This window comes from Kitasatospora sp. NPDC057500 (genome assembly GCF_042802195.1).
Classification (GTDB): Bacteria; Actinomycetota; Actinomycetes; order Streptomycetales; family Streptomycetaceae; genus Kitasatospora.
Genome location: NZ_JBHVER010000155.1, coordinates 1 through 19,749, shown reverse-complemented (window position 1 = coordinate 19,749; position 19,749 = coordinate 1). Strand labels below are relative to the sequence as shown.

At 74.7% G+C, this 19,749-nt stretch carries 15 protein-coding genes; 9 read left to right on the top strand and 6 right to left on the bottom strand.

The genetic code is table 11. From position 1 onward, the window contains the following. Positions 1 to 3,494: SDR family NAD(P)-dependent oxidoreductase (locus ACFU74_RS27135; RefSeq protein ID WP_380761284.1), on the top strand; the 3,494-nt coding region annotated here is incomplete at its 5' end. A gap of 73 nt (positions 3,495 to 3,567) precedes the next feature. On the opposite strand, the gene ACFU74_RS27130 is transcribed toward ACFU74_RS27135, so the two are convergent. Then, positions 3,568 to 5,073, bottom strand: coding sequence for an MFS transporter (locus ACFU74_RS27130; RefSeq protein ID WP_380761282.1), 1,506 nt, complete (start codon positions 5,071 to 5,073; stop codon positions 3,568 to 3,570). Positions 5,074 to 5,334: 261 nt separating this feature from the next. On the opposite strand from ACFU74_RS27130, the gene ACFU74_RS27125 reads away from it, so the two are divergent. Continuing rightward, positions 5,335 to 5,655, top strand: a complete 321-nt coding sequence (locus ACFU74_RS27125; protein WP_380761280.1) for an NIPSNAP family protein — start codon at positions 5,335 to 5,337, stop codon at positions 5,653 to 5,655. A 56-nt stretch (positions 5,656 to 5,711) separates the two neighbouring features. Continuing rightward, positions 5,712 to 6,914, top strand: coding sequence for a hypothetical protein (locus ACFU74_RS27120; RefSeq protein ID WP_380761279.1), 1,203 nt, complete (start codon positions 5,712 to 5,714; stop codon positions 6,912 to 6,914). A gap of 81 nt (positions 6,915 to 6,995) precedes the next feature. Here ACFU74_RS27120 and ACFU74_RS27115 read toward each other — a convergent pair whose 3' ends face one another. After that, positions 6,996 to 7,406: an SgcJ/EcaC family oxidoreductase gene (locus tag ACFU74_RS27115; RefSeq protein WP_380761277.1), complete on the bottom strand. Its 411-nt coding sequence runs from the start codon at positions 7,404 to 7,406 to the stop codon at positions 6,996 to 6,998. A gap of 213 nt (positions 7,407 to 7,619) precedes the next feature. On the opposite strand from ACFU74_RS27115, the gene ACFU74_RS27110 reads away from it, so the two are divergent. From ACFU74_RS27110 to ACFU74_RS27100, 3 genes are all read left to right on the top strand, one after another. Then, a complete protein-coding gene (locus ACFU74_RS27110; protein WP_380761275.1) occupies positions 7,620 to 8,654 on the top strand; it encodes an LLM class flavin-dependent oxidoreductase in 1,035 nt (344 codons plus the stop codon). Between the two features lie 120 nt (positions 8,655 to 8,774). Further along, complete coding sequence (locus ACFU74_RS27105) at positions 8,775 to 9,767, top strand: sigma-70 family RNA polymerase sigma factor (RefSeq protein ID WP_380761273.1); 993 nt, start codon at positions 8,775 to 8,777, stop codon at positions 9,765 to 9,767. A 162-nt stretch (positions 9,768 to 9,929) separates the two neighbouring features. After that, positions 9,930 to 11,129 (top strand): acyl-CoA dehydrogenase family protein, encoded by a 1,200-nt coding sequence (locus ACFU74_RS27100; protein ID WP_380761271.1) that lies wholly within the window; start codon positions 9,930 to 9,932, stop codon positions 11,127 to 11,129. Between the two features lie 79 nt (positions 11,130 to 11,208). Here ACFU74_RS27100 and ACFU74_RS27095 read toward each other — a convergent pair whose 3' ends face one another. The 3 genes from ACFU74_RS27095 to ACFU74_RS27085 all read right to left on the bottom strand — a co-directional run bounded on the left by ACFU74_RS27095 (position 11,209) and on the right by ACFU74_RS27085 (position 15,354). Then, positions 11,209 to 12,030 carry an SAM-dependent methyltransferase gene (locus ACFU74_RS27095; protein WP_380761269.1) on the bottom strand — a complete coding sequence of 274 codons (822 nt, stop codon included), beginning with the start codon at positions 12,028 to 12,030 and terminating at the stop codon, positions 11,209 to 11,211. A 194-nt stretch (positions 12,031 to 12,224) separates the two neighbouring features. Beyond that, a complete protein-coding gene (locus ACFU74_RS27090) occupies positions 12,225 to 13,799 on the bottom strand; it encodes a GMC family oxidoreductase (RefSeq protein ID WP_380761267.1) in 1,575 nt (524 codons plus the stop codon). A 169-nt stretch (positions 13,800 to 13,968) separates the two neighbouring features. Continuing rightward, the gene (locus ACFU74_RS27085; RefSeq protein WP_380761265.1) at positions 13,969 to 15,354 is read right to left on the bottom strand and encodes a carotenoid oxygenase family protein; all 1,386 of its coding nucleotides are present in this window, start codon (positions 15,352 to 15,354) and stop codon (positions 13,969 to 13,971) included. Between the two features lie 79 nt (positions 15,355 to 15,433). Here ACFU74_RS27085 and ACFU74_RS27080 point away from each other — a divergent pair, with 79 nt between their 5' ends. After that, positions 15,434 to 16,075: a TetR/AcrR family transcriptional regulator gene (locus ACFU74_RS27080; RefSeq protein WP_380761263.1), complete on the top strand. Its 642-nt coding sequence runs from the start codon at positions 15,434 to 15,436 to the stop codon at positions 16,073 to 16,075. Positions 16,076 to 16,121: 46 nt separating this feature from the next. Here ACFU74_RS27080 and ACFU74_RS27075 read toward each other — a convergent pair whose 3' ends face one another. Next, entirely contained in the window at positions 16,122 to 17,084 is a 963-nt protein-coding gene (locus ACFU74_RS27075) for a hypothetical protein (RefSeq protein ID WP_380761261.1), read from the bottom strand. Between the two features lie 218 nt (positions 17,085 to 17,302). Between ACFU74_RS27075 and ACFU74_RS27070 the strand changes: the two genes are divergently transcribed. Together ACFU74_RS27070 and ACFU74_RS27065 are read left to right on the top strand one after the other, a co-directional pair. Beyond that, positions 17,303 to 18,286, top strand: coding sequence for a DUF1702 family protein (locus ACFU74_RS27070; protein WP_380761259.1), 984 nt, complete (start codon positions 17,303 to 17,305; stop codon positions 18,284 to 18,286). A gap of 125 nt (positions 18,287 to 18,411) precedes the next feature. After that, positions 18,412 to 19,704 carry a cytochrome P450 gene (locus ACFU74_RS27065; protein WP_380761286.1) on the top strand — a complete coding sequence of 431 codons (1,293 nt, stop codon included), beginning with the start codon at positions 18,412 to 18,414 and terminating at the stop codon, positions 19,702 to 19,704. Positions 19,705 to 19,749: the final 45 nt, after the last annotated feature.

Here is a 19,749-nt window from a genome sequence, read left to right as displayed (position 1 = left end):
CCGACCCCGACGGCTGCCGCAACACCACCATCTACTCCCGCCCCCACACCACCACCCACACCACCTGGACCCGCCACGCCCAAGCCACCCTCGCCCCGCACGACGGCTCCCTGACCGCCGGGGACGCCGCCTTCGCCGCCACCGGCGCCTGGCCGCCCGCCGACGCCACCGCCGTCCCGACCGACGACCTGTACGAGACGCTCGCCGGTCGCGGCTACGCCTACGGCCCCGCCTTCCAGGGCGTGACCCGGCTCTGGCGCGGCGCCGACCCGAGCGAGCTCTTCGCCGAGGTGTCCCTGCCGGAGGGGAAGGCCGACGACGCGGACGGCTTCGGTCTGCACCCGGCACTGCTGGACGCCGCCCTGCACGGTCTGAGCCTGCACGAGGGATTCCCCCAGGAGGGCGTCTGGCTGCCGTTCTCCTGGAACGGGATCAGCCTGCACGCTTCGGGCGCCCGCAGCCTGAGGGTCCGGCTGCGCACCATCGGCGAGGCCGCCCTCCAGGTGACCGCCGCCGACCCGTCCGGCCAACTCGTCCTGCACATCGACGAGTTGCACATCCGCCCGGTCGACGCGAGCCGACTCGTCACGGCCGCCGCCGCGCCCGACGGGCTGTACGGCCTCGACTGGATCCCCGTCGCCGCCCCGGCGGCCGAGGAGGACGCCGTCACCGGTGTCGCCGTGCTCGGCCCCGACCCGCTCGGCCTCGGCACCGCGCTGGCCGGCGCCGCCGCCCACGGCGATGTCGCCGAACTCGCGGCCGCCCTGGACCGGGGCACCCCGGCCCCGGCCTGCGCGGTCGTCACCGCCGTCACCCCGGCCACGGAGCAGGAGCCCGCCGAGTCGGCCCACCGGATCGCCGCCGGTCTGCTGGCGGCGGTGCAGGCGTGGATCGCCGAACCCCGCCTGGAGTCGACCCCGTTGATCGTCCTGACCCGGGGCGCCGTCGCCGCCGGACAGGGCCCGCGCGCCGACGTCACCGACCTCGCCGCCTCCACCGCCTGGGGCCTGGTCCGCAGCGCCCAGAGCGAGCACCCCGACCGCTTCCTCCTCCTCGACGCCGACCCCGACACCGACACCGAGGACTGGGCCGCCCTGATCACCCGCGCCCTCGGGACCGGCGAACCCCAACTCGCCCAGCGCAGCGCCACCCTGCTCGCCCTGCGGGTGGGACGCGGCTCCGGCGCCGGGCAGATCCCGGCCGTGTCCGGGTTCGGCGCCGGCAGCGACTGGCGGATCGACGCCCTCGGCGGCGGCACCTTCGACGAGGTCGGCCGCGCCGCCAACCCCCGCGCCACCCGCCCCCTGGAACCCGGCGAGGTCCGCCTCCAAGTCCGCGCCGCCGGAATGAACTTCTACGACGTGGCCGTGGCGCTGGGCATGGTCACGGTCACCGACGGACTCGGTGCCGAAGGCGCGGGCGTCGTCGTCGAGACCGGCCCCGGCGTGACCCGCTTCGCCGTCGGCGACCGGGTTCTCGGTACCTTCCCCTCCGCGTTCGCGCCGTTGACGGTGGCGGATGAGCGGATGGTGGCGCCGGTCCCGGAGGGCTGGTCGTTCGAGCAGGCCGCCTCGATCCCCGCGGTCTTCCTCACCGCCTACTACGCCCTCCACGACCTCGCCGACCTCCAGCCCGGCGAACGCGTCCTGATCCACGCCGCCACCGGCGGCGTCGGCATGGCCGCCGTCCAACTCGCCCGCCACCTCGGCGCCGAGGTCTACGCCACCGCCAGCCCCGCCAAGTGGGACACCCTGCGCGCCATGGGCCTGGACGACGACCACATCGCCAACTCCCGCACCCTCGACTTCGCCGACCACTTCCGCACCACCACCGGTGGCCACGGCCTCGACGTCGTCCTCGCCTCCCTCGCCGGCCAACCCGTCGACACCTCCCTCGCCCTGCTCGCCCCCGGCGGCCGCTACCTCGAAATGGGCAAGACCGACATCCGCCAACCCGAGGACACCGCCGCAGCCCACCCCGGCACCACCTACCAGGCCTTCGACCTCAAGGAAGCCGGCCCCGACCGCACCCGCGACATGCTCGCCGACCTCCTCACCCTCTTCACCGACCACACCCTCACCCCCCTGCCCCGCACCACCTGGCACCTCGCCGACCTGCGCCACGCCCTGCGCCACATGAGCCAGGGCCGCCACACCGGCAAGAACGTCATCACCGTCCCCACCCCCGTCGACCCCGACGGCACCGTCCTCGTCACCGGCGGCACAGGCACCCTCGGCAGCCTCCTCGCCCGCCACCTCGTCACCCACCACCACACCACCCACCTCCACCTCATCAGCCGCCAGGGCCCCAACGCCCCCGGCGCCGACCAACTCCGCGACGACCTCCTCACCCTCGGCGCCCGCACCGTCACCATCACCGCCTGCGACGCCACCAACCCCACCGCCCTCACCGAACTGATCGACACCATCCCCACCGAACACCCCCTCACCGCCGTCATCCACACCACCGGCGCCCTCGACGACGCCACGGTGTCCTCACTCACCCCCGAGCAGCTGCGGACGGTGCTCACCGCGAAGGTGGACAGCGCGGTGCACCTGCACCGGCTCACCGCCGGGCACGACCTGGGCGCCTTCGTGCTCTACTCCTCGGCCGCGGGCATCATCGGCAGCCCCGGCCAGGCCAACTACGCCGCGGCGAACACCTTCCTGGACGCCCTCGCCGCCCACCGCCACGCCAACGGCCTGGCCGCCACCAGCCTCGCCTGGGGCCTGTGGGCCCAGGCCAGCTCGATGACCGGCCACCTCACCGACCAGGACCACGCCCGGATGTCCCGCAGCGCCATCCTGCCGATGAGCTCCGAGCAGGGCCTCGGGCTGTTCGACGCCGCCGACCGGGCGGACCGCGCACTCCACCTGCTCTCCCCCCTCGACCTGGCCCACGCTCCCCGGCTCCCGCTCTGGTCACGGCTGGCCACCATCCGGCCGACCGCCACCACCCACCAGTCCGGCCCCGCCCTGGGCGAGCAGCTCGCCGGACTCACCCCGACCGAGCGCCACCAGCACGTCCTCACCCTGGTCCGCCGCCAGGTCGCCGTGATCCTCGGCATCGACAACCCCGCCGGCATCGACGCCACCCGCGGCTTCCTCGACCAAGGACTCGACTCCCTCACCGCCGTCGAACTCCGCAACCGCCTGCACACCGCCACCGCCGTCCGACTGCCCGCCACCACCGTCTTCGACCACCCCACCCCCAACGCCCTCACCCAGTACCTCCTCGACCAACTCGCCCCCACCGCCGAGAAGTCGCCCGAGGAGGTCACCCAGGCGACCATCGGACGCATCCTGTCCGAACTGGACCGGCTCTCCGCCCTCGTCGGCTCGGTCCCGGCGGCCGACATCACCGCCACCCGCATCCCGGCCCGCCTGCACGCCCTGCTGTCGACGATCTCGGCGCCCGACCCGACCACCGAGGAGGCCGACCTCGACTCCGTCTCGGCCGAGGAGCTGTTCGCCTTCATCGACAACGAGCTGTAACCCCGACCCCGGCCGTCCCCGGCACCCGCGTCCCCCGACGCGGTGCCGGGGCGGTCCCGGGCGTCCCGGGCCGTCAGTCCGAACCGCCCGCGGCGGGGACGACCGCCAGCGGCACCGGGGCCGGACGGCGGGCCCGCAGGACGATCCCGGACAGGAGCAGGCCCGGGACCACGCCGAGCGCCGCCACCACCAGGATCCAGACCGCGCTGGTCGACATCGCGCCGCCCAGGACGTGGGCGTGGGTGCCGGACCCGGTCCGCCCGACCAGCGTCAGGTACAGCGCGCCGTACACCGCGATGCCCGCCACCTGGCCGAGCTGGACGATCGTGGTCAGCAGCCCGCTGGCGTCCACCGCCTTGTCCATCGGCACGTGGACCAGCGACTGGGTGAGCAGCGGGCTCACCGACAGGCCCATGCCGACGCCGTTGAGGATCGTGCCGGCCCACATCAGCGCCCCGCCCTGGCCGCCGTCCTGCATCGCGATCGCGACCAGGCCGTAGGAGACCGCGGAGACCGCCAGGCCGACCGGGGCGAGCAGATGGTGGATCCCCTCGGGAAGCCTGCGCCAGTAGAAGCCGGCCAGGCCGAAGGCGAACGACATCGGGAGGTAGGTGAGCCCGGCCCGCAGCGCGCTCTCGCCGAGGCCCTGCTGGAGGTGGAGCGTGAAGACGAACAGGAAGCCGCCGTAGGTGAGCTGGACGGCCACCACGGTGATCATGCCGATCGACATGCCGGGCGCCCGCAGCACGGCGAGGTTGAGCAGCGGGTCGCCGCCGCGGTCCGCGACCGCCCGCTCGACCCGGACGAACAGCGCGGAGAGCGCGACGCCGGCCGCCATGCAGACGAACGTCCAGGCGGGCCAGCCCAGTTCACGGCCGAGAACTGCCGGGAGGACCAGCAGGAACACCGCCGGGACGGCCAGCGCCAGGCCGTACGGGTCCAGCCGCCGGCGGCCGCTCGGGGCGTCCCGCGGAAGCAGTCGCGGCACCAGCGCGATCAGGACCGCGCCGATCGGCAGGTTGACCAGGAACACCGGGCGCCAGCCGGCGCCGAACAGGTCGGCGTTGACGATCACGCCGCCCAGCACCAGGCCGGCCGTCGCCCCGGTCGACAGCACCGCCCCGTACGCGGACAGCGCCTTGGCGCGCGCCCGCCCCTGGAACCGCATCTGGATGACGCTCATGATCTGCGGCACCATGACCGCCGCGCCGGCGCCCTGGGCGAAGCGGAACACCACCAGCGTGACGGCGTTCGGCGCGAACGCGCAGCCCGCCGAGGCGAGGGTGAACACGACGACGCCCAGCAGGTACATCCGGCGCCGGCCGTACAGGTCGCCCAGCCGGGCGCCGGTGATCAGCAGCATCGCGTAGGCGATCGTGTAGCCGCCGACGACCAGTTGCAGGGCGGCGCCGGAGGCGTGCAGCCGGGTGCCGATCGAAGGCATCGCCACATTGACGACGAACACGTCCACCAGGCCCATGAACTGCCCGAGCAGCAGCAGTACCAGCATCATCCACCGCCGGTCGGACTCCTCCGCGGGTGCCGCGGTCGGCTGCGTCGCCGGCCCTGCCGTGGTCATGGCTCTCTCCGTTCGGTCGTTCCACCCCCGGAGGCGCGGCGCGGGCGCCGCCGGCCGGGGCTCGGTCTACATACCGGCGGCGGGGGTGGAACTCATCGCCGTTCGCGCGCGGACCCGCGCACGGGCGCGCGATCCCGCCGGGCACCCAGGGAGAAGTCCGCCCGGGCGCGCCGCGGCTAGGCTCCCCGACGCGAGCCCGGCCCGCGCCGGACGTCGGCGGATGTGGCCATGTCGCCTTTCCCGAACGGGAGTTCCCTCTTCATGATCTACGAACTGCGCGAGTACACCGCTGTCCCCGGGCAGCTGCCGGCCCTGATCCGCCGCTTCAACGAGCACGCCCTGGAACTGCTCGCCAAGCACGGGATGGAGGTGGTCTTCATCTCGCTGACCGAGTTCGGCGCGCAGACCATGGGCCAGGTCGTCTACGTGCTGCGGCACGACTCCTACGACGCCCTGGAACGCAACTGGGCGGCCCTGCTCACCGATCCGCGGTGGGTCGAGGCCAAGCGGCTCAGCGAGGTCGACGGGCCGCTGGTCGCCCGGCTCGACCGGCGGATCCTCACCCCCACGCCGTTCGGCTGACCCGGCCCCGGGCCGGTCCGTCCCCCCTCCCCCCGGACGCACGAAAGGTGCCGCCGATGACCACCGAGCGACGTTCCCTCACCTTCTTCGAGTCCCTGTTCCACCTGTGGCGCGTCGGACCGGTCGTCGCGAGCGTCACCCTGGAGGGCAGGGTCGACCCGGAGGTCCTGGAGCGGGCGCTGCGCCTGCTCCAGCGCGACCACCCGCTGGTGCGCTGCTCCCTGCGCCCCACCCCGGACGGCGTCGTCGTCGAACTGGCCGGCGACGGGCCGGGGCTGGAGCTGGTCGCCCCCGGCGGCAACGGCCTCGCGCAGATGCTCAACGCCGAACTGGAGGACGACCGCCCGATCTACCGGATCACCCTCGCCCAGGGGCCGCGGTCGGCGGTGCTGAGCCTCGCCGGCGACCACACCGCCAGTGACGGCAGGCTGAACGCCCTGCTGCTGCGCCGTCTGCTCGCCCACTACACCGGCCTGCTCCGCAAGGAGGAGAGCGCGCCGACCGGCCGCTCCGCGTTCGAGGGCTCGCTGGAGGAGGCGCTGCTCGCGGCGTACGAGGCGGGATCGGTGCAACCGCCGCAGGAGGGCGAGCCGCCGCTGATGCTGGGCGGGGCGGCGGACGCGCCGGGCGAGCTGGCGGTGCGCGCCTTCACGTTCGAACCGGGGACGACGGCCGCGCTGCTCGCCGCCGCCCGCCGGGACGGGGTCACCCTCACCGGCCTGCTGGCCGGGGCCCTGGCCTGCGCGGTTCGCGCCCGGTTCCCGCAGCCCGGGCCGCTGCCGGTGGCGCCCGCCTTCGCCGTGGACCTGCGGCCCCGGGTCGATCCGCCGATCCCGGCCGACGCGCCGTTCTGCTGCGTGGCGCGGCTGGTGTGCTCCACCGGCGTCGACCTCGACGACCGCCCCGCCGAGGTGGGCCGGCGCATCGGCGCGCAGCTCGGGCGGGGTCTGGAGCGGGAGGAGATCCAGCACCGACTGGTCGCCCAGCGCGCGGCCGGCGCGGCGATCCCGCTGCCGCCGATGTCCTTCATGGTGTCGAACATCGGCGTCGGCGAGGAGTACCCGGTGCCGGAGGAGCTGCGGGTCACGGACAGCCGGTGGGCCGGCACCGCCCGCGGGCCGGTGCCGGTCCTGTTCGGTTCGACCGTGGCCGGCCGGCTCACCCTCGACCTGGTGCACGACACCGCGTTCCACCGTGCCGAGGTGATCGAGGAGGTGGCCGGGCGGTTCGAGGCGCTGCTGCTCGACGGCCTGGAGTGACCGCACGGGCGGGGCGCGCGCCGCGGGAAGCGCGCGCACCCCGCCGCCTGCCCCGCCGCGTGCCCCGCCCCGCCCCGGGCGTCAGTGCGCGGGCGCCAGCATCGCGCAGTTGTGGTACGCGGCGATGAACCACGCGCCGCCCTTCTTCTCCAGGACCCAGGTGGCGTTGATCTTGCGGGCGTCGGGGACCTCGCTCTCGCCGGCGAACAGGATGCCGGACTCGCTGACCACGATCGCGGCACTGTCCCCGAGGAAGCGGACGCTGAGCTGCTTGTTGTAGGTCGAGCTGCCCTTGAGCGGCCCCTCGAAGCCCTTCACCATGGTCTCGCGGATCACCTCGCGCCCGGCGCGCAGCGAGCCGGGCAGGATGGCGGTCGCGTCCTCGGTGTAGTCGGCGACGAACGCGTCGGCGTCATTGGCCTCCCATGCCCGGTAGGCGGCGCCCAGCACGGCGTTGATCGCGGCCTCGTCCTCGGTACGGGTGACAGACATTCGGAATCTCCCTCAGAGCCGGTCCGCCTGGCTGTTCCGACGGACTCACCGCTACATACCGCCGGCGTCCCCGGAACTCATCGCGCCGGCGGGGACGAGTTCCGGGACGGCCCCGGGGCCCGCACAACCTGGGAGAAGCCGGGCGCCGGACGCGGGCCATAGCGTCGGAGCACGTGTCCGGGACCGGGGAGGGAGATCGATGTGGACGGCGGTTTGAGGACCAGGCCGGGCCTGGCGGTGCAGGCCGGGACGGTGCCGCTGGCGGTGCGGGTGGCGGTCGAGGCCGAGCGGCGCGGGCTGCCGTCCTTCCACTCCAGCGAGTTCTACGACCGCTCGGCGGTGGTGACGCTCGCCGCGGTCGCCGCGGCGACCTCGCGGATCCGGATCGGCTCGGCGATCGCCTGGGCGCTGGGCCGCACCCCGCTGGCCACCGCCACCGAGTTCCGTTCACTGGCGGAACTCGCCCCGGGCCGCGTCCAGCTGGGCCTGGGCTCCGGGAACCCGCAGGTGATCTCCGACTGGCACGGCCTCGACGAGGACCGGCCCGCCGCCCGGCTGGCCGAGCTGGTGCCGCTGATCCGCCGGATCTGGGAGGTCGGCACGACGCCGGTCGAGCACGACGGCGCGTTCTACCGCTGCCGCCTGCCCGTCGACCCGATGCTCCCGCCCTGGCCGCGGCCGACGGACCCGGCCGGGGCGAGCCGGCCGCCGATCCTGCTGGCCGGCGGACGGGCGCCGATGATCCGGGCCGCGGGCGCCGTCGCCGACGGGCTGATCGGCCTGCCGCTGTGCAGCGCGGCCTTCGCCGAGGAGGTGGTCCGGCCCACCCTCGCCGCGGCGGCCAAGGAGGCCGGACGGGAGCGGCCCGTCCCGGTCACCGGGATGACCATCTGCGCGGTCGCCGAGGACCCCGCCCGGGCGCGGGCGCTCGCCGCGACCCAGCTCGCGGTGTTCGCCTCCCGGGACTCGGCGGCCCCGCTGATCGCCTTCCACGGCTTCGGGTCCGAGGTGGCCGCGATCCGCGAGGCGTTCGCCCGGCGCGACCTGCGGGGCGTCGTGGCCGCCGTCCCGGACCGGATGCTCGACACCCTGACCGTCCACGGCACGCCAGCGGAGGCCAGGGAGCGGTTCGCGGCCGGCTTCGACGGCGTCTACGACGAGGCGCTGCTCTTCACCGCCGGGAAGGGCATGCCGGAGGGCGGCTTCGAGGAGAGCCTGCTCGGGGTCTGCGAGGCCTTCGGGGACTGACCGGACCACCCGGCCGGTGGGTGTCGAACGGGTTCCGCCCACCGGCCGGCCGCCGCGCGCGGTACGGTCGTCCGGCCGCACGGCCACCACGGCCGCGGTGAGGGCCGGAAGGGGCACGCGGTGACCACAGAGGACGACTTCGACCGCCGCATCGCGCCGTACCGGCCGGAGTTGCTCGCCTACTGCTACCGGATGCTCGGCACCGTCCACGACGCCGAGGACCTGGTCCAGGACACCTATCTGCGGGCCTGGCGGGCGCGCGAGCGGTACGACGAGGCCCGGAGCTCGCTGCGCACCTGGCTCTACCGGATCGCCACCAACGCCTGTCTGACCGCACTGGAGAGCTCCGGCCGACGGCCGCTGCCGTCCGGGCTGGTGACCGAGTCGGAGCCGCTCGGGCCGCTGGTGCGCGGCGACGACGTGCCGTGGCTGCAGCCGTTCCCCGACGCGCTGCTCGCCGCCGGCGACCCGGCCGGCACGGTGATCGACCGCAGCAGCCTGCGGCTGGCATTCGCCGCCGCCCTCCAGCACCTGTCGGCACGTCAGCGCGGCGCGCTGATCCTGCGGGACGTGCTCGCCTTCACGGCGTCCGAGGCCGCCGGGATCCTCGGCACCACGGTGGTGTCGGTGAACAGCTCGCTGCAACGGGCGCGGGCCCGGCTCAAGGAGACCGGGACGGAGTACGAGTGCCTCGGCGAGCCGCTCGCGGCCGAGCAGCGGGCCTGGGTGGACCGCTACATGAAGGCCTTCGAGAACGCCGACGTGGAGGGCCTCAAGCGGCTGCTCACCGAGGACGTGCTCATGGAGATGCCGCCGATGCTCAACTGGTTCACCGGCCGCGACAACTACGGCCTGTTCATGCACTGGGTGTTCGAGAAGTCGGGGACGGACTGGCGCCTGGAGCGGATCGCCGCCAACGGCCAGCCCGGCTTCGCCGCCTACCGGCGGGCCGGCGAGGGCTACCTGCTGCACACCCTCCAGGTGTTCACGGTCACCGCCGCGGGCATCAGCCGCACCTCGGTGTTCCAGGACCCCGCGGTGTACGCCGCCTTCGGCCTGCCGGCCGAGCTCGACGCCGGGGGCTCCCCCGCGACCGACCGCGGTCAGCGCTAAGCGGCAAGCGGCAAGCGGCAAACCGCGTACGGTCCGGCGACAGGGCACGCTCGGAGGAGTCGGCCCCGGCGGCCCGCCCGACACTGGTACCAGCACCTCTCCCGGAGATCCTCCCAGGTCACCGGTGTCGCGCGGGTCGGAGTCGACCGAAGGAGCCACCCCATGAACGACCGTCTGAAGCGGTGCAGGCTGCCGGAGGCCGCGCCGACACCCGAGCAGGGCGAGTGGCTCGGCCGGGTCGACCGGATCGCGCCGGTGGTCGCGGCGCACCGGGACGCGGCGGAACGCGACCGGAGGATGCCGCGGGAGGTCTACGCGGCCCTGCACGACGCCGGGTTCACCCGGATGTGGGTCTCCCGGGAGTTCGGCGGCGCGCAGGTGTCGCTGACGGCCGGGATGTACGCGCTGGAGGCGCTGGCCCGGCTCGACGCCTCGGTGTCCTGGCAGATCGGCGTCCAGGGGGCCATCGGCCGGCTGTCCGACTACCTGCCGGAGGAGACCTCCCGGGAGCTGTTCCGGGACTGCGCCGGCTTCGCGGTCGGCGGGGTGAAGCCGTCCGGCCTGGCCGAGCCGGTGGACGGCGGCTACCTGCTGCGCGGCGAGTGGGCGATGGGGTCCGGCTCGGCGCACGCCGACTGGCTGGTCTGCACGGCGCTGGTCTGCGAGGACTGGCAGCCGGTGCGCACGCCGGCCGGCCCGGACGTCGTGATGCTGTTCGTACCGGCCTCCGAGGTCCGGATCGAGGACACCTGGTACACCGTCGGCCTGCGCGGCACGGGCAGCAACCACTTCCGAGTGGAGGAACGGTTCGTCGCCGAGGGCTACGCCGTCCGCAAGGGCCGGATGGCGCAGGCGCCGCCGGAGCGGGCCTCCCGGGCCTACCCCGTCGGCTACTTCGACTTCGGGCCGTTCTCCACCGCGCCGGTCGCGCTCGGGGTGGCACAGGACGCGCTGGACGCCTTCTGGACCACCGCGCACGCCAAGACCCCGGCCAGCGGCACCCGGACCCTGGCCGCCAACCACGTGGTCCAGGACCGGTTCGCACGCGCCGAGGCGGCGCTCTACTCGGCGCGGCTGCTGCTGTTCGAGGCGGCCCGGCAGGTCGAGGCGTCCGGCACGGCCGGCGACGACCTCAGCTCGCTGGTGCGGCTCGCCTCGGCGACCGTCGGCGAGGCCGCGACGGCGGCGGTGGAGACCGCGTACACGCTGGCCGGGACGACCTCGATGTACGCCTCCAGCCGGCTGGAGCGGGCCTTCCGCGACATCAACGCGGTGACCAAGCACATCGCGCTCTCGTACTCGCACTTCGAGACGGTCGGCGCCTATCTGCTCGGCGAGCAGCCGCTGGTGATGCGCCGGTAGGCCTCACGCGAAGAGCCGTACCGGGCCGCCTGGGCGGCCCGGTACGGCTTCGGCGTCGCGCGCGGCGCGCGGCGCGCGGTCAGGCCTTGCGGGCCAGCCCGCACCACATGGGCATCGGCCGCGGGCCCGCCCCGCCGGGCTCCGGCCGCCAGTCGGGCAGCTCGACCACCCCGGGCTCGACCGGCTCCAGGCCGGCGAAGTAGAGGTCGGCGGCCTCCTGCCTGGTCCGGCGCACCACCGACTCCCCCCACTGCCGGTTGAGCAGCTCGAACGCCTCGTCCATCGCGGTGTCCTCGCCGACCCGGGCGAACTGGGAGAAGGCGACGTGGCTGCCCGACGGGACGGCGTCCACGATGCGCTTCATCAGCTCGGCGGGGCCCTGGTCGTCGGGGAGGAAGTGCAGGATGCCGAAGAGGATCACGCCGACCGGCTGCTCGAAGTCCAGTACGGCCCGCGCGCCGTCGAGGATCCGGTCGATGTCCTTGACGTCGGCCTGGAGGTAGCGGACCTCGTCCCCGGGCAGGCCGGACAGCAGGTGGCGGGAGTGCGCGACCACGACCGGGTCCTTGTCCACGTACACGGTCCTGGCGTCCGGGACGATGCTCCGCGCGACCTCGTGGGTGTTGTTCGCGGTGGGCAGCCCGGTGCCGATGTCGAGGAACTGCCGGATGCCCTCCCCGGCCGCGAGGTGGCGCACGATCCGCACCAGTGCGCCGCGCGCCGCGCGGATGTCCACCCGGACGTCGCCGCCCGGCCAGGAGGCGAACGCGGCCTCGGCGGCGGCCCGGTCGGCGGCGAAGTTCGCGGTGCCGCCGAGCATCAGGTCGAAGACCCGGGAGACGTGCGGCACCTCGGGGTCGACCCCCGCGATGATCCCGGAATCCGCGCTTTCCACAGTCATCGAATTTCCTTTCCGAAATTCCGCGCCCGGAAAGCGCGGGAGTGATTCCCGGTATTCTGCGGTGATTCCCGATGGTTCCCGGTGATTCCCGGCCCCGGTGATTTCCGGTGACTTCCGGCGACCGGAGGATGCTCGGCACAATTGTTTCGGAACGGCCCGTGCGGCGCCTACTCCGAGAATGCCCGACCGGCAATTCAGCCCTGGTCCCCGCGCAGTGCCTCGGCGATCCGCTCACCGATCAGCACGGTGGTCAGCGCGGGGTTCGCGCACACCATGGACGGCATCACGGAGGCGTCGGCCGCGTACAGGCCGGCCACGCCCCGGACGGCGCCGAACTGGTCCACCACCGCGCCCGGGTCGCCGTCGGGGCCCATCCGCAGGGTGCCGGCCGGGTTGAACGCGGTGTCGACGGTCGTCCCGACGTACTCCCGCAGGAACTCGTCGTCGTGGACGGTCCGCTCGTCCAGCGCGACCACCTTCTCGGCGTGCGCCCCGATCCCGGCCGAGTTCGCCAGCCGCCAGCAGGTGCGCACCGCCTCGGCGAACAGGCCGTGGTCCCGCGGGTCGGTGAGGTAGCCGAGGTCGATCAGCGGCGCGGTGCGCGGATCGGCGGAGGCGAGGGTGATCCGGCCCCGGGAGTACGGGCGGCGGACCACGGCCATCACGCCGAACACCCCGTCGGCGCCCGCCGCCCGGCGCAGCCGGGGGAAGTGGTGCGCCAGGTCGAAGTGGTTGACCATCGCGTAGTACATGTCGTTGAAGCGCCCCGCTCCCCCGGCGGGCGCGGGCGCGGTGGTGCGCAGCACGATCTGGCCGGTGGAGGCGCTCCGGTCGGCCGCACCGGGCCGGGGCGTCAGGAAGACGCCGATCCGCGGCTGGTCGAGCAGGCCCTCCCCGACGCCCGGCAGGTCCGCCCGGACGGGGATGCCCAGGTCGGCCAGGTGCCCGGCCGGGCCGACGCCGGAGCGCAGCAGGACGGCGGGTGAGCCGATCGCGCCCGCCGCGAGCACGATCCGCCGTGCCGTCAGGTCGCGGGCGGCGCCGCCCGTCAGGACCCGGACGCCGCGTGCGGCGCCGTCGCCGTCGATCAGGACGCGGTCGGCCAGGGTGTCCGGGAGGATGGTGAGGTTCGGGCGGCCGGCGGCGGGCCAGAGGTACGCCATGGCGGTGGAGACCCGCTCGCGGGCGTCGCGCCGGTTGGAGGGGATGGGGCCCACGCCGGTGGACAGCGGGTGGTTGTGGTCGGCGGCGTGCGGGTGGCCGGCCTCCAGGCAGCCGTCGAGGAAGAGCCGCTGCACGGCGGTGAGTTCCTCCGGGCGCCAGCGCCTGATCGGGACCGGGCCGCCGGTGCCGTGGTGCGGTTCGGCGCCGAAGTCGAGGTCGTCCTCGATCGCCCGCAGCCGGGGCAGTGCCTCGTCCCAGCTCCACGCCGGGTTTCCGAGGGCGGCCCACTCGTCGAGGTCGGCGGGGGTGGCGCGGATCATCACGGTGTTGCCGACGGCGGAGGAGCCGCCGGTCACCTTGCCCTGCGGGAAGGCGGTGCGCCGGTCGGCGGTGAGCCGGGCGGACAGGCCCCAGCCGTGCTCGGCCAGCGACATCGCGTTGCCGTTCAGCAGGTCGCCGGGCGTCTGCTCGCGGGTGGGGTAGTGCGGGCCCGCCTCGATCAGCGCGACCCGCCGGGTGCCGTCCTCGCTGAGCCGGGCGGCGACCACCGCGCCCGCGGTGCCGGCGCCGACCACGATGTCGTCGAAGGACTCCGAACCGGACATGATGTTTTCCCCGATCGGTGCGGATGAATAGCCGCACCGTACCGCCGGGGCCGTCGGCCGGTCTTCTCGCCGGTTGCCGGACGGGCGCCCCGGAATTCCGCCGCGGGGATTTCCGGGCGGCGGACTTCCGGTATTCCCGGAGTGGGCCCGGCCGGCGGCCGGGGGCCGCTCACCACCCGGCGGGAACCCACTGCGCGTGGAACCCGTGCGGCACCCGCACCGGCAGCGGCACCACCGCGACCGGCGGGCCGGTGAAGTCCGCGGTGTCCAGGACGACCAGTTCGCTGCGGTCGGCGGCGGGGTCGTACACCAGGGTCAGCAGCCAGCCGTCGCCCTCGGGGGCGAGCGCGTCGCGCGGGACGAAGACGGGCTCGCCGCTCTGCCGTCCGCCGGTGAAGGCGTGCCGGTCGGTGCGGCCGGTGGCGAGGTCGTGGCGCAGCAGCGCGGGGCCGCAGAGCGCGGCGCCCTGGCCGGGGACGAGTTCGACGGTGAAGGCGTAGCGGTACGGCAGGCCGGTGCGCCGCTCGTCGATGCGCGGGAACTCCTGGACCCGGTCGTCGAGCCGGCGTTCGAGCACGGCGCCCTCGCGGGGGTCGAGGATCCACCGCCACAGGGCGGGCGCGGACTCGCTGGGGTGCAGCCGGTCGCGGTCGAAGGCCCGTTCGTGGCGGATCACGTCCACGATGATCCGGCCGTCGGCGTCCTCGAAGGCGTTGACGGGGTGGAAGACGAAGCAGGGCGGGACGTCGAGCCAGAGGGCGGCGGCCCCCGGCCGGTCGCGGCGGACGATGCCGATCCGGGCCTCGCGGTCGGGCTGCCAGCTGTAGGGGGCGGGCGAGCCGGCCCGGGCCTCGGCCGGGTCGTGGGCGACCGGCAGGTCGAACAGCACCGCGTGGCGTTCGGTGAGCGCGAAGGCGTGCATCCAGGGGCGGCCCTTGACCGGGACGGGCAGCGCGTCGCGGACCCGCCCCTCGACGTCGACGGTGAGCAGGACGGCCTCGTCCCCGGCCGGGTCGACGGCGACGGCGTGGAGTTCCCCGGTCACCGGGTCGGTGAGCGGGTGGGCGCAGAACCCGCCGGGCAGGGTGGCGTCGAAATCGGTGCGGGCGACGGTGCCCAGTCCGGAGTCGAGGACCATCGGCAGGGCGCCGCCGTCGGTGACGGCCAGGGTGCGGCCGGCGTGGTGGACCAGGTTGGCGTTGACGTTGTCGTCCAGGCCGCGGCGCGGGCCGGGGGCGGGCAGTTCGCCGAGTTCGCGGCTGACGGTCTCGCCGCGCAGCCAGCGGTTGCGGTACCAGTGGGCGCGGCCGCCGCCGAGGCGCAGTCCGTGCACCATGCCGGCACCGGAGAAGGTGTGCTGCACGGCGGGGTCGTGGTCGCCGCGGGCGTTGGGGCCGATCCGCAGGAAGGTGCCGTCCAACTGCGGCGGCAGGACTCCGTGGACGGTCAGGTCGGTGTGCGAGGTCTCGGCGGGCACCGGACGGTAGCCGCGTCCGAGCAGGTGAACCGTGCTGGCCGGGTGACTCGTTGACGTGTGGCCCGTGGCGCGCGGCATGGCCGCCCCCTCCATCGATAGCACCGTTATATAACGCTGTCATTGATGAGATTCACAGGTGACTGACATACTGTCAAGGGTGAGTCCACGGCGAGTTGACCCGAATCTCAGAGCCCAGCTGATCGAAGCCGCCGCGCGGCTGCTCAGCGAGGAGGGCCCGGCCGCGCTGTCCACCCGCAAACTGGCGGCCACCGTAGGCACCTCGACCATGGCGGTCTACACGCACTTCGGCGGCATGGACGACCTGGTGCGGGCGATGGTCCGCGAGGGCTTCATGCTGCTCAACGGGCGGCTGGAGGCGGTCGAGGAGAGCGACGACCCGGTCTGCGACGTGGTCGCGCTCGGCTGGGCGTACCGGGCCAACGCCCGCGAGCACCGGCACCTCTACAACGTCATGTTCGGCGGCTCCGGCCTCAGCGGCTTCTCGCTCACCGACGACGACCGCCAGCACGGCCGCTACACCCTGGCCGCGCTCGTCGGGGCGGTCAAGCGCTGCGTGGCCGCCGAACGCTTCCTGCCCTCCGACCCCGAGCTGATCGCCCACCAGCTCTGGATCGCGCTGCACGGCCTGGTCACGCTGGACCTCGGCGGCTACCTGGTCGAGCCGCTCACCTCGGACGTCTGCTTCGAGGCACAGGTCTGCGGCATGATCCTCGGCGCCGGCGACGACCCGGAGCGCGCCCGGGAATCCGTGCTCCGGGCAGCGGAGCGGCGGGTCTGAGCCCCCCGCAGGGCCCGACCCGCCGCCGTCGCCGCACCGGCCCGCGCTACCCGTTCCAGGGCGCCGCCGGCCACCGCAGGACGCCGAGGTCGCCGAGCAGCCGGAGGTCCCAGAAGACCGCCGTGAACGCGCCCGCCACCAGGAAGGCGGAGGCGGTCAGCGCCGCTCCGCGGGCCGGCCCCGAGGCCAGCCAGCGCTGCACGGGCGCGCCGAGGACACCGGACAGCAGCACGAACAGCAGCGCCGTCACCAGCAGGCCGCCGGCCGACTGGAACGCGAACGCCGCCGCCCCGTACAGCGGCCGGCGCTCCAGGGCCGCCTGCCGGAACAGCGGGTGCGGGCGGCCCGCCGGAAGGGCCCCGAGCACCGCGCCGACCAGCACCAGCGGGGCGTTCGGGAACCGCCGGGCCACCCGCTCCAGCGGGTCCGGCAGCGCCCCGGCGGCGGCCAGCCCGATCGCCAGCATCACCAGCCCGGCCGCCCCGTACACGGCCATCGCCTGGACCGGCCCCGGCGAGACGCCCCCGGAGTCGTCCGCCGCCGCGAACTGCGGCAGCCGGGTGCCGAACAGCCCGGCCAGCGCCCCGTAGCCGGCGGCGACCGGCAGCATGCCGACCGCCAGCCAGCCCAGCGGATGGAGCGCGTGCGCCGAGCGCGGGCGGCGGGTCAGGCTCATCCGCCCGATCAGCGGCCCCACCACCCCGAACGCCGCCAGCCCGCCGGCGGTGAACGACCCGGCCAGGCCCGAGACCAGGGCGAACAGCGCACCGGCGGCGACGCCCTGCGGCGGCGCGCTCCCGGGCTCGCGCCCGAGCAGCCGGGCGGCGGCGGAGAGGGCGCTCGCGTCGTCCGTCGGCCGCACCGGCCAGACGTAGGCGAGCAGCACCCCGCCGAGCAGGCCCAGCACCACCACCAGGGCCCGGCGCCGCGGGAAGAGGCCGCTGACGAACAGCGACGTGGCGCGCGGCGGCGCCTTCACCAGCCAGCCCGCGGAGGTGGTCTCAGTCACTCGCGATCTCCTCAACTCACCGCGGCCGCCACTCGGGCACACCGGGAACTACTGTTACTCATACGTAACGTGACAGATTGTCAGCTTCCCGGGCCCGACCTGCTTCTTCCGGGTTGCCCGGCATCGGCACCTTCGGAGTAGTGCCGTGGGCCCGGGCCCCCAAGCATTGGATCCGGAGAGCCGCGGCCATCCGGGCACGCGGCGGGCGGGAGGCACTGATGAGCGGGAGCTGGCGGGCGGTCAGGCGCCGTCTGTTGACGCCGAGCCACAACGAGACGAAGCTGTCGACCCGGGGATTCCACGTGAAGAGCCCCGAGGCGCGGCAGAACCTGGAGACCGTCGGGGCGTCCTTCCTCGACGGCTACGCGATCGCCGTCGAGGCCCCGGACCAGGACGAGGCGCACCGCCGGCTGGAGCGGATACCGGTGCGCTACCGGGGCTTCGCCTACGAGGGCGCGGGGATGGGCCTGGCCATGCTGGACGGCCTGCCGATCCCCGGCAACGGCCGGATCGCGGAGTTCCTGGCGGGCCACGGCGCGCCGCACGACTACATGGTCCACGTCGGGGTCGGCTGGGCGATGGCCCGGCTCCCCCGCTTCCGCTGGGCCGCCATCGCGCCCGCCGACCCGCTGCTGCGCTGGCTCGCCCTGGACGGCTACGGCTTCCACCAGGCGTACTTCCGCACCGCGCAGTACGTGCACGGGCACCACCGGGAGACCGCCTTCCCCTGGCCCGGCGACGAGACCCGGCGCTACGCCGGGCACGCCATCGACCAGGGCATCGGCCGGGCGCTGTGGTTCATCGGCGGCACCGACCCGGCCGTGGTCGCCGACCTGGTCGACGGCTACCAGGCCGACCGGCACGCCGACCTGTGGGCCGGCGTCGGCCTGGCCACCTGCTACGCGGGCGGCGCCACCGAGGACGAACTGAAACTGCTGGTCGAGCGGGTCGGCCCGCACCGGCCGCAGTTCGTCCAGGGCGTGGCCTTCGCCTCCACCGCCCGGGTGGAGGCCGGACTGCTCACCGAGCACTCCGAGACGGCGGTCCGGCTGCTCTGCGGCCTCAGCCCGCAGGAGGCCGCCGCGGTGTGCGACCAGGCCCGGCCGCGGCCGGTCGTCGACGGCGAGCTGACGGCCTACGAGACCTGGCGGCGGGCCATCTCCGAACGGATCACCAACGGCGCCCCCGAGGCCCGCGCGTGACCGCCGAACCGGCCGTCGGACCCGCCGCCGGAGCCGCCCCGGCCGCCGCCCGGCCGCGCCGCGGCGGCCCGCCCCGCCGGCCCCCCGGCCCCTCCCGCGCCGCCACCCCGCTGCTGCTGGCCCGGATGGCCGCCGACCGGCTGACGGTGATGACCCGGGCGGCGGCCGCCTACGGCGACGCGGTACGGCTGCCGCTCGGCCCCAAGACCCTCTACTTCTTCAACCACCCCGACCACGTCCGCCGGGTGCTCACCGACAACAGCACCAACTACCACAAGGGCATCGGCCTGGTGCACGCCCGCCGCGCCCTCGGCGACGGGCTGCTGACCAGCGAGGGCGAGCTGTGGCGCGCCCAGCGCAAGGTGATCCAGCCGGTGTTCCAGGCCCGCCGGATCTCCCGGCAGACCGGGGCGATCGCCGAGGAGGCGGGGCTGCTCGCCGAGCGGCTGCGCCGCGCCGCGGGCCGCGGCCCGGTGGACATCCGCCAGGAGATGACCACGCTCACCCTCGGTGTGCTCGGCCGCTCCCTCCTGGACACCGACCTCGGCGCCTACGAGTCCATCGGCGAGGCCTTCGAGGTCGTCCAGGACCAGGCCATCTTCGAGATGATGAGCCTCGGCTCGGTGCCCTCCTGGGTGCCGCTGCCGCTCCAGCTCAGGTTCCGCAAGGCGCGCGCCGAGCTGGACCGGATCGTCGCCGCGCTGGACCGCGAGCGGCGCAGCCACCCGGCATCCGACGGGACGCGCGACGACGTCCTGTCCCGGCTGATCGACGCCACCGCCGGGGAGCGCGACCCCCGGGCCCGGCGGGACCGGATGCGCGACGAGCTGATCACCCTGCTGCTGGCCGGGCACGACACCACGGCCAGCACCCTCGGCTGGGCGCTGTACCTCCTCGACCGGCACCCCGAGGTCGGCGACCGGGTCCGCGCCGAGATCGACGAGGTCCTCGGCGACCGACTGCCCGCCTTCGAGGACGTCCACCGGCTCAGCTACACCTCGGCCGTCCTCCAGGAGGTGATGCGCCTCTACCCGGCGGTCTGGCTGCTGCCGCGCAAGGCGCTCGCCGAGGACGAGATCGGCGGCTACCGGGTGCCCGCCGGCGCCGACGTCGTCCTGTGCCCCTACACCCTGCACCGGCACCCGGCCTTCTGGGAGCACCCCGGGCGCTTCGACCCCGACCGCTTCACCAAGGGCCGCGCGGCGGGCCGCCACCGCTACGCCTACGTGCCGTTCGGCGCCGGCCCCCGGGTCTGCGTGGGCAGCGGCCTGGGGATGCTGGAGGCCACCGTCGTGCTCGCCGTGCTGCTGCGCCGGCTGCGGCTGTCCGTGCCGCGCGGCCACCGGGTGCGGGCCGAGCCGATGCTGACCCTGCGGGTCAAGGGCGGTCTGCCGATGAGCGTGGAACCGCGCGACTGAGCCGCTCCCCCGCATGCGTGAGGTCCGGGCCCGAAGGCCCGGACC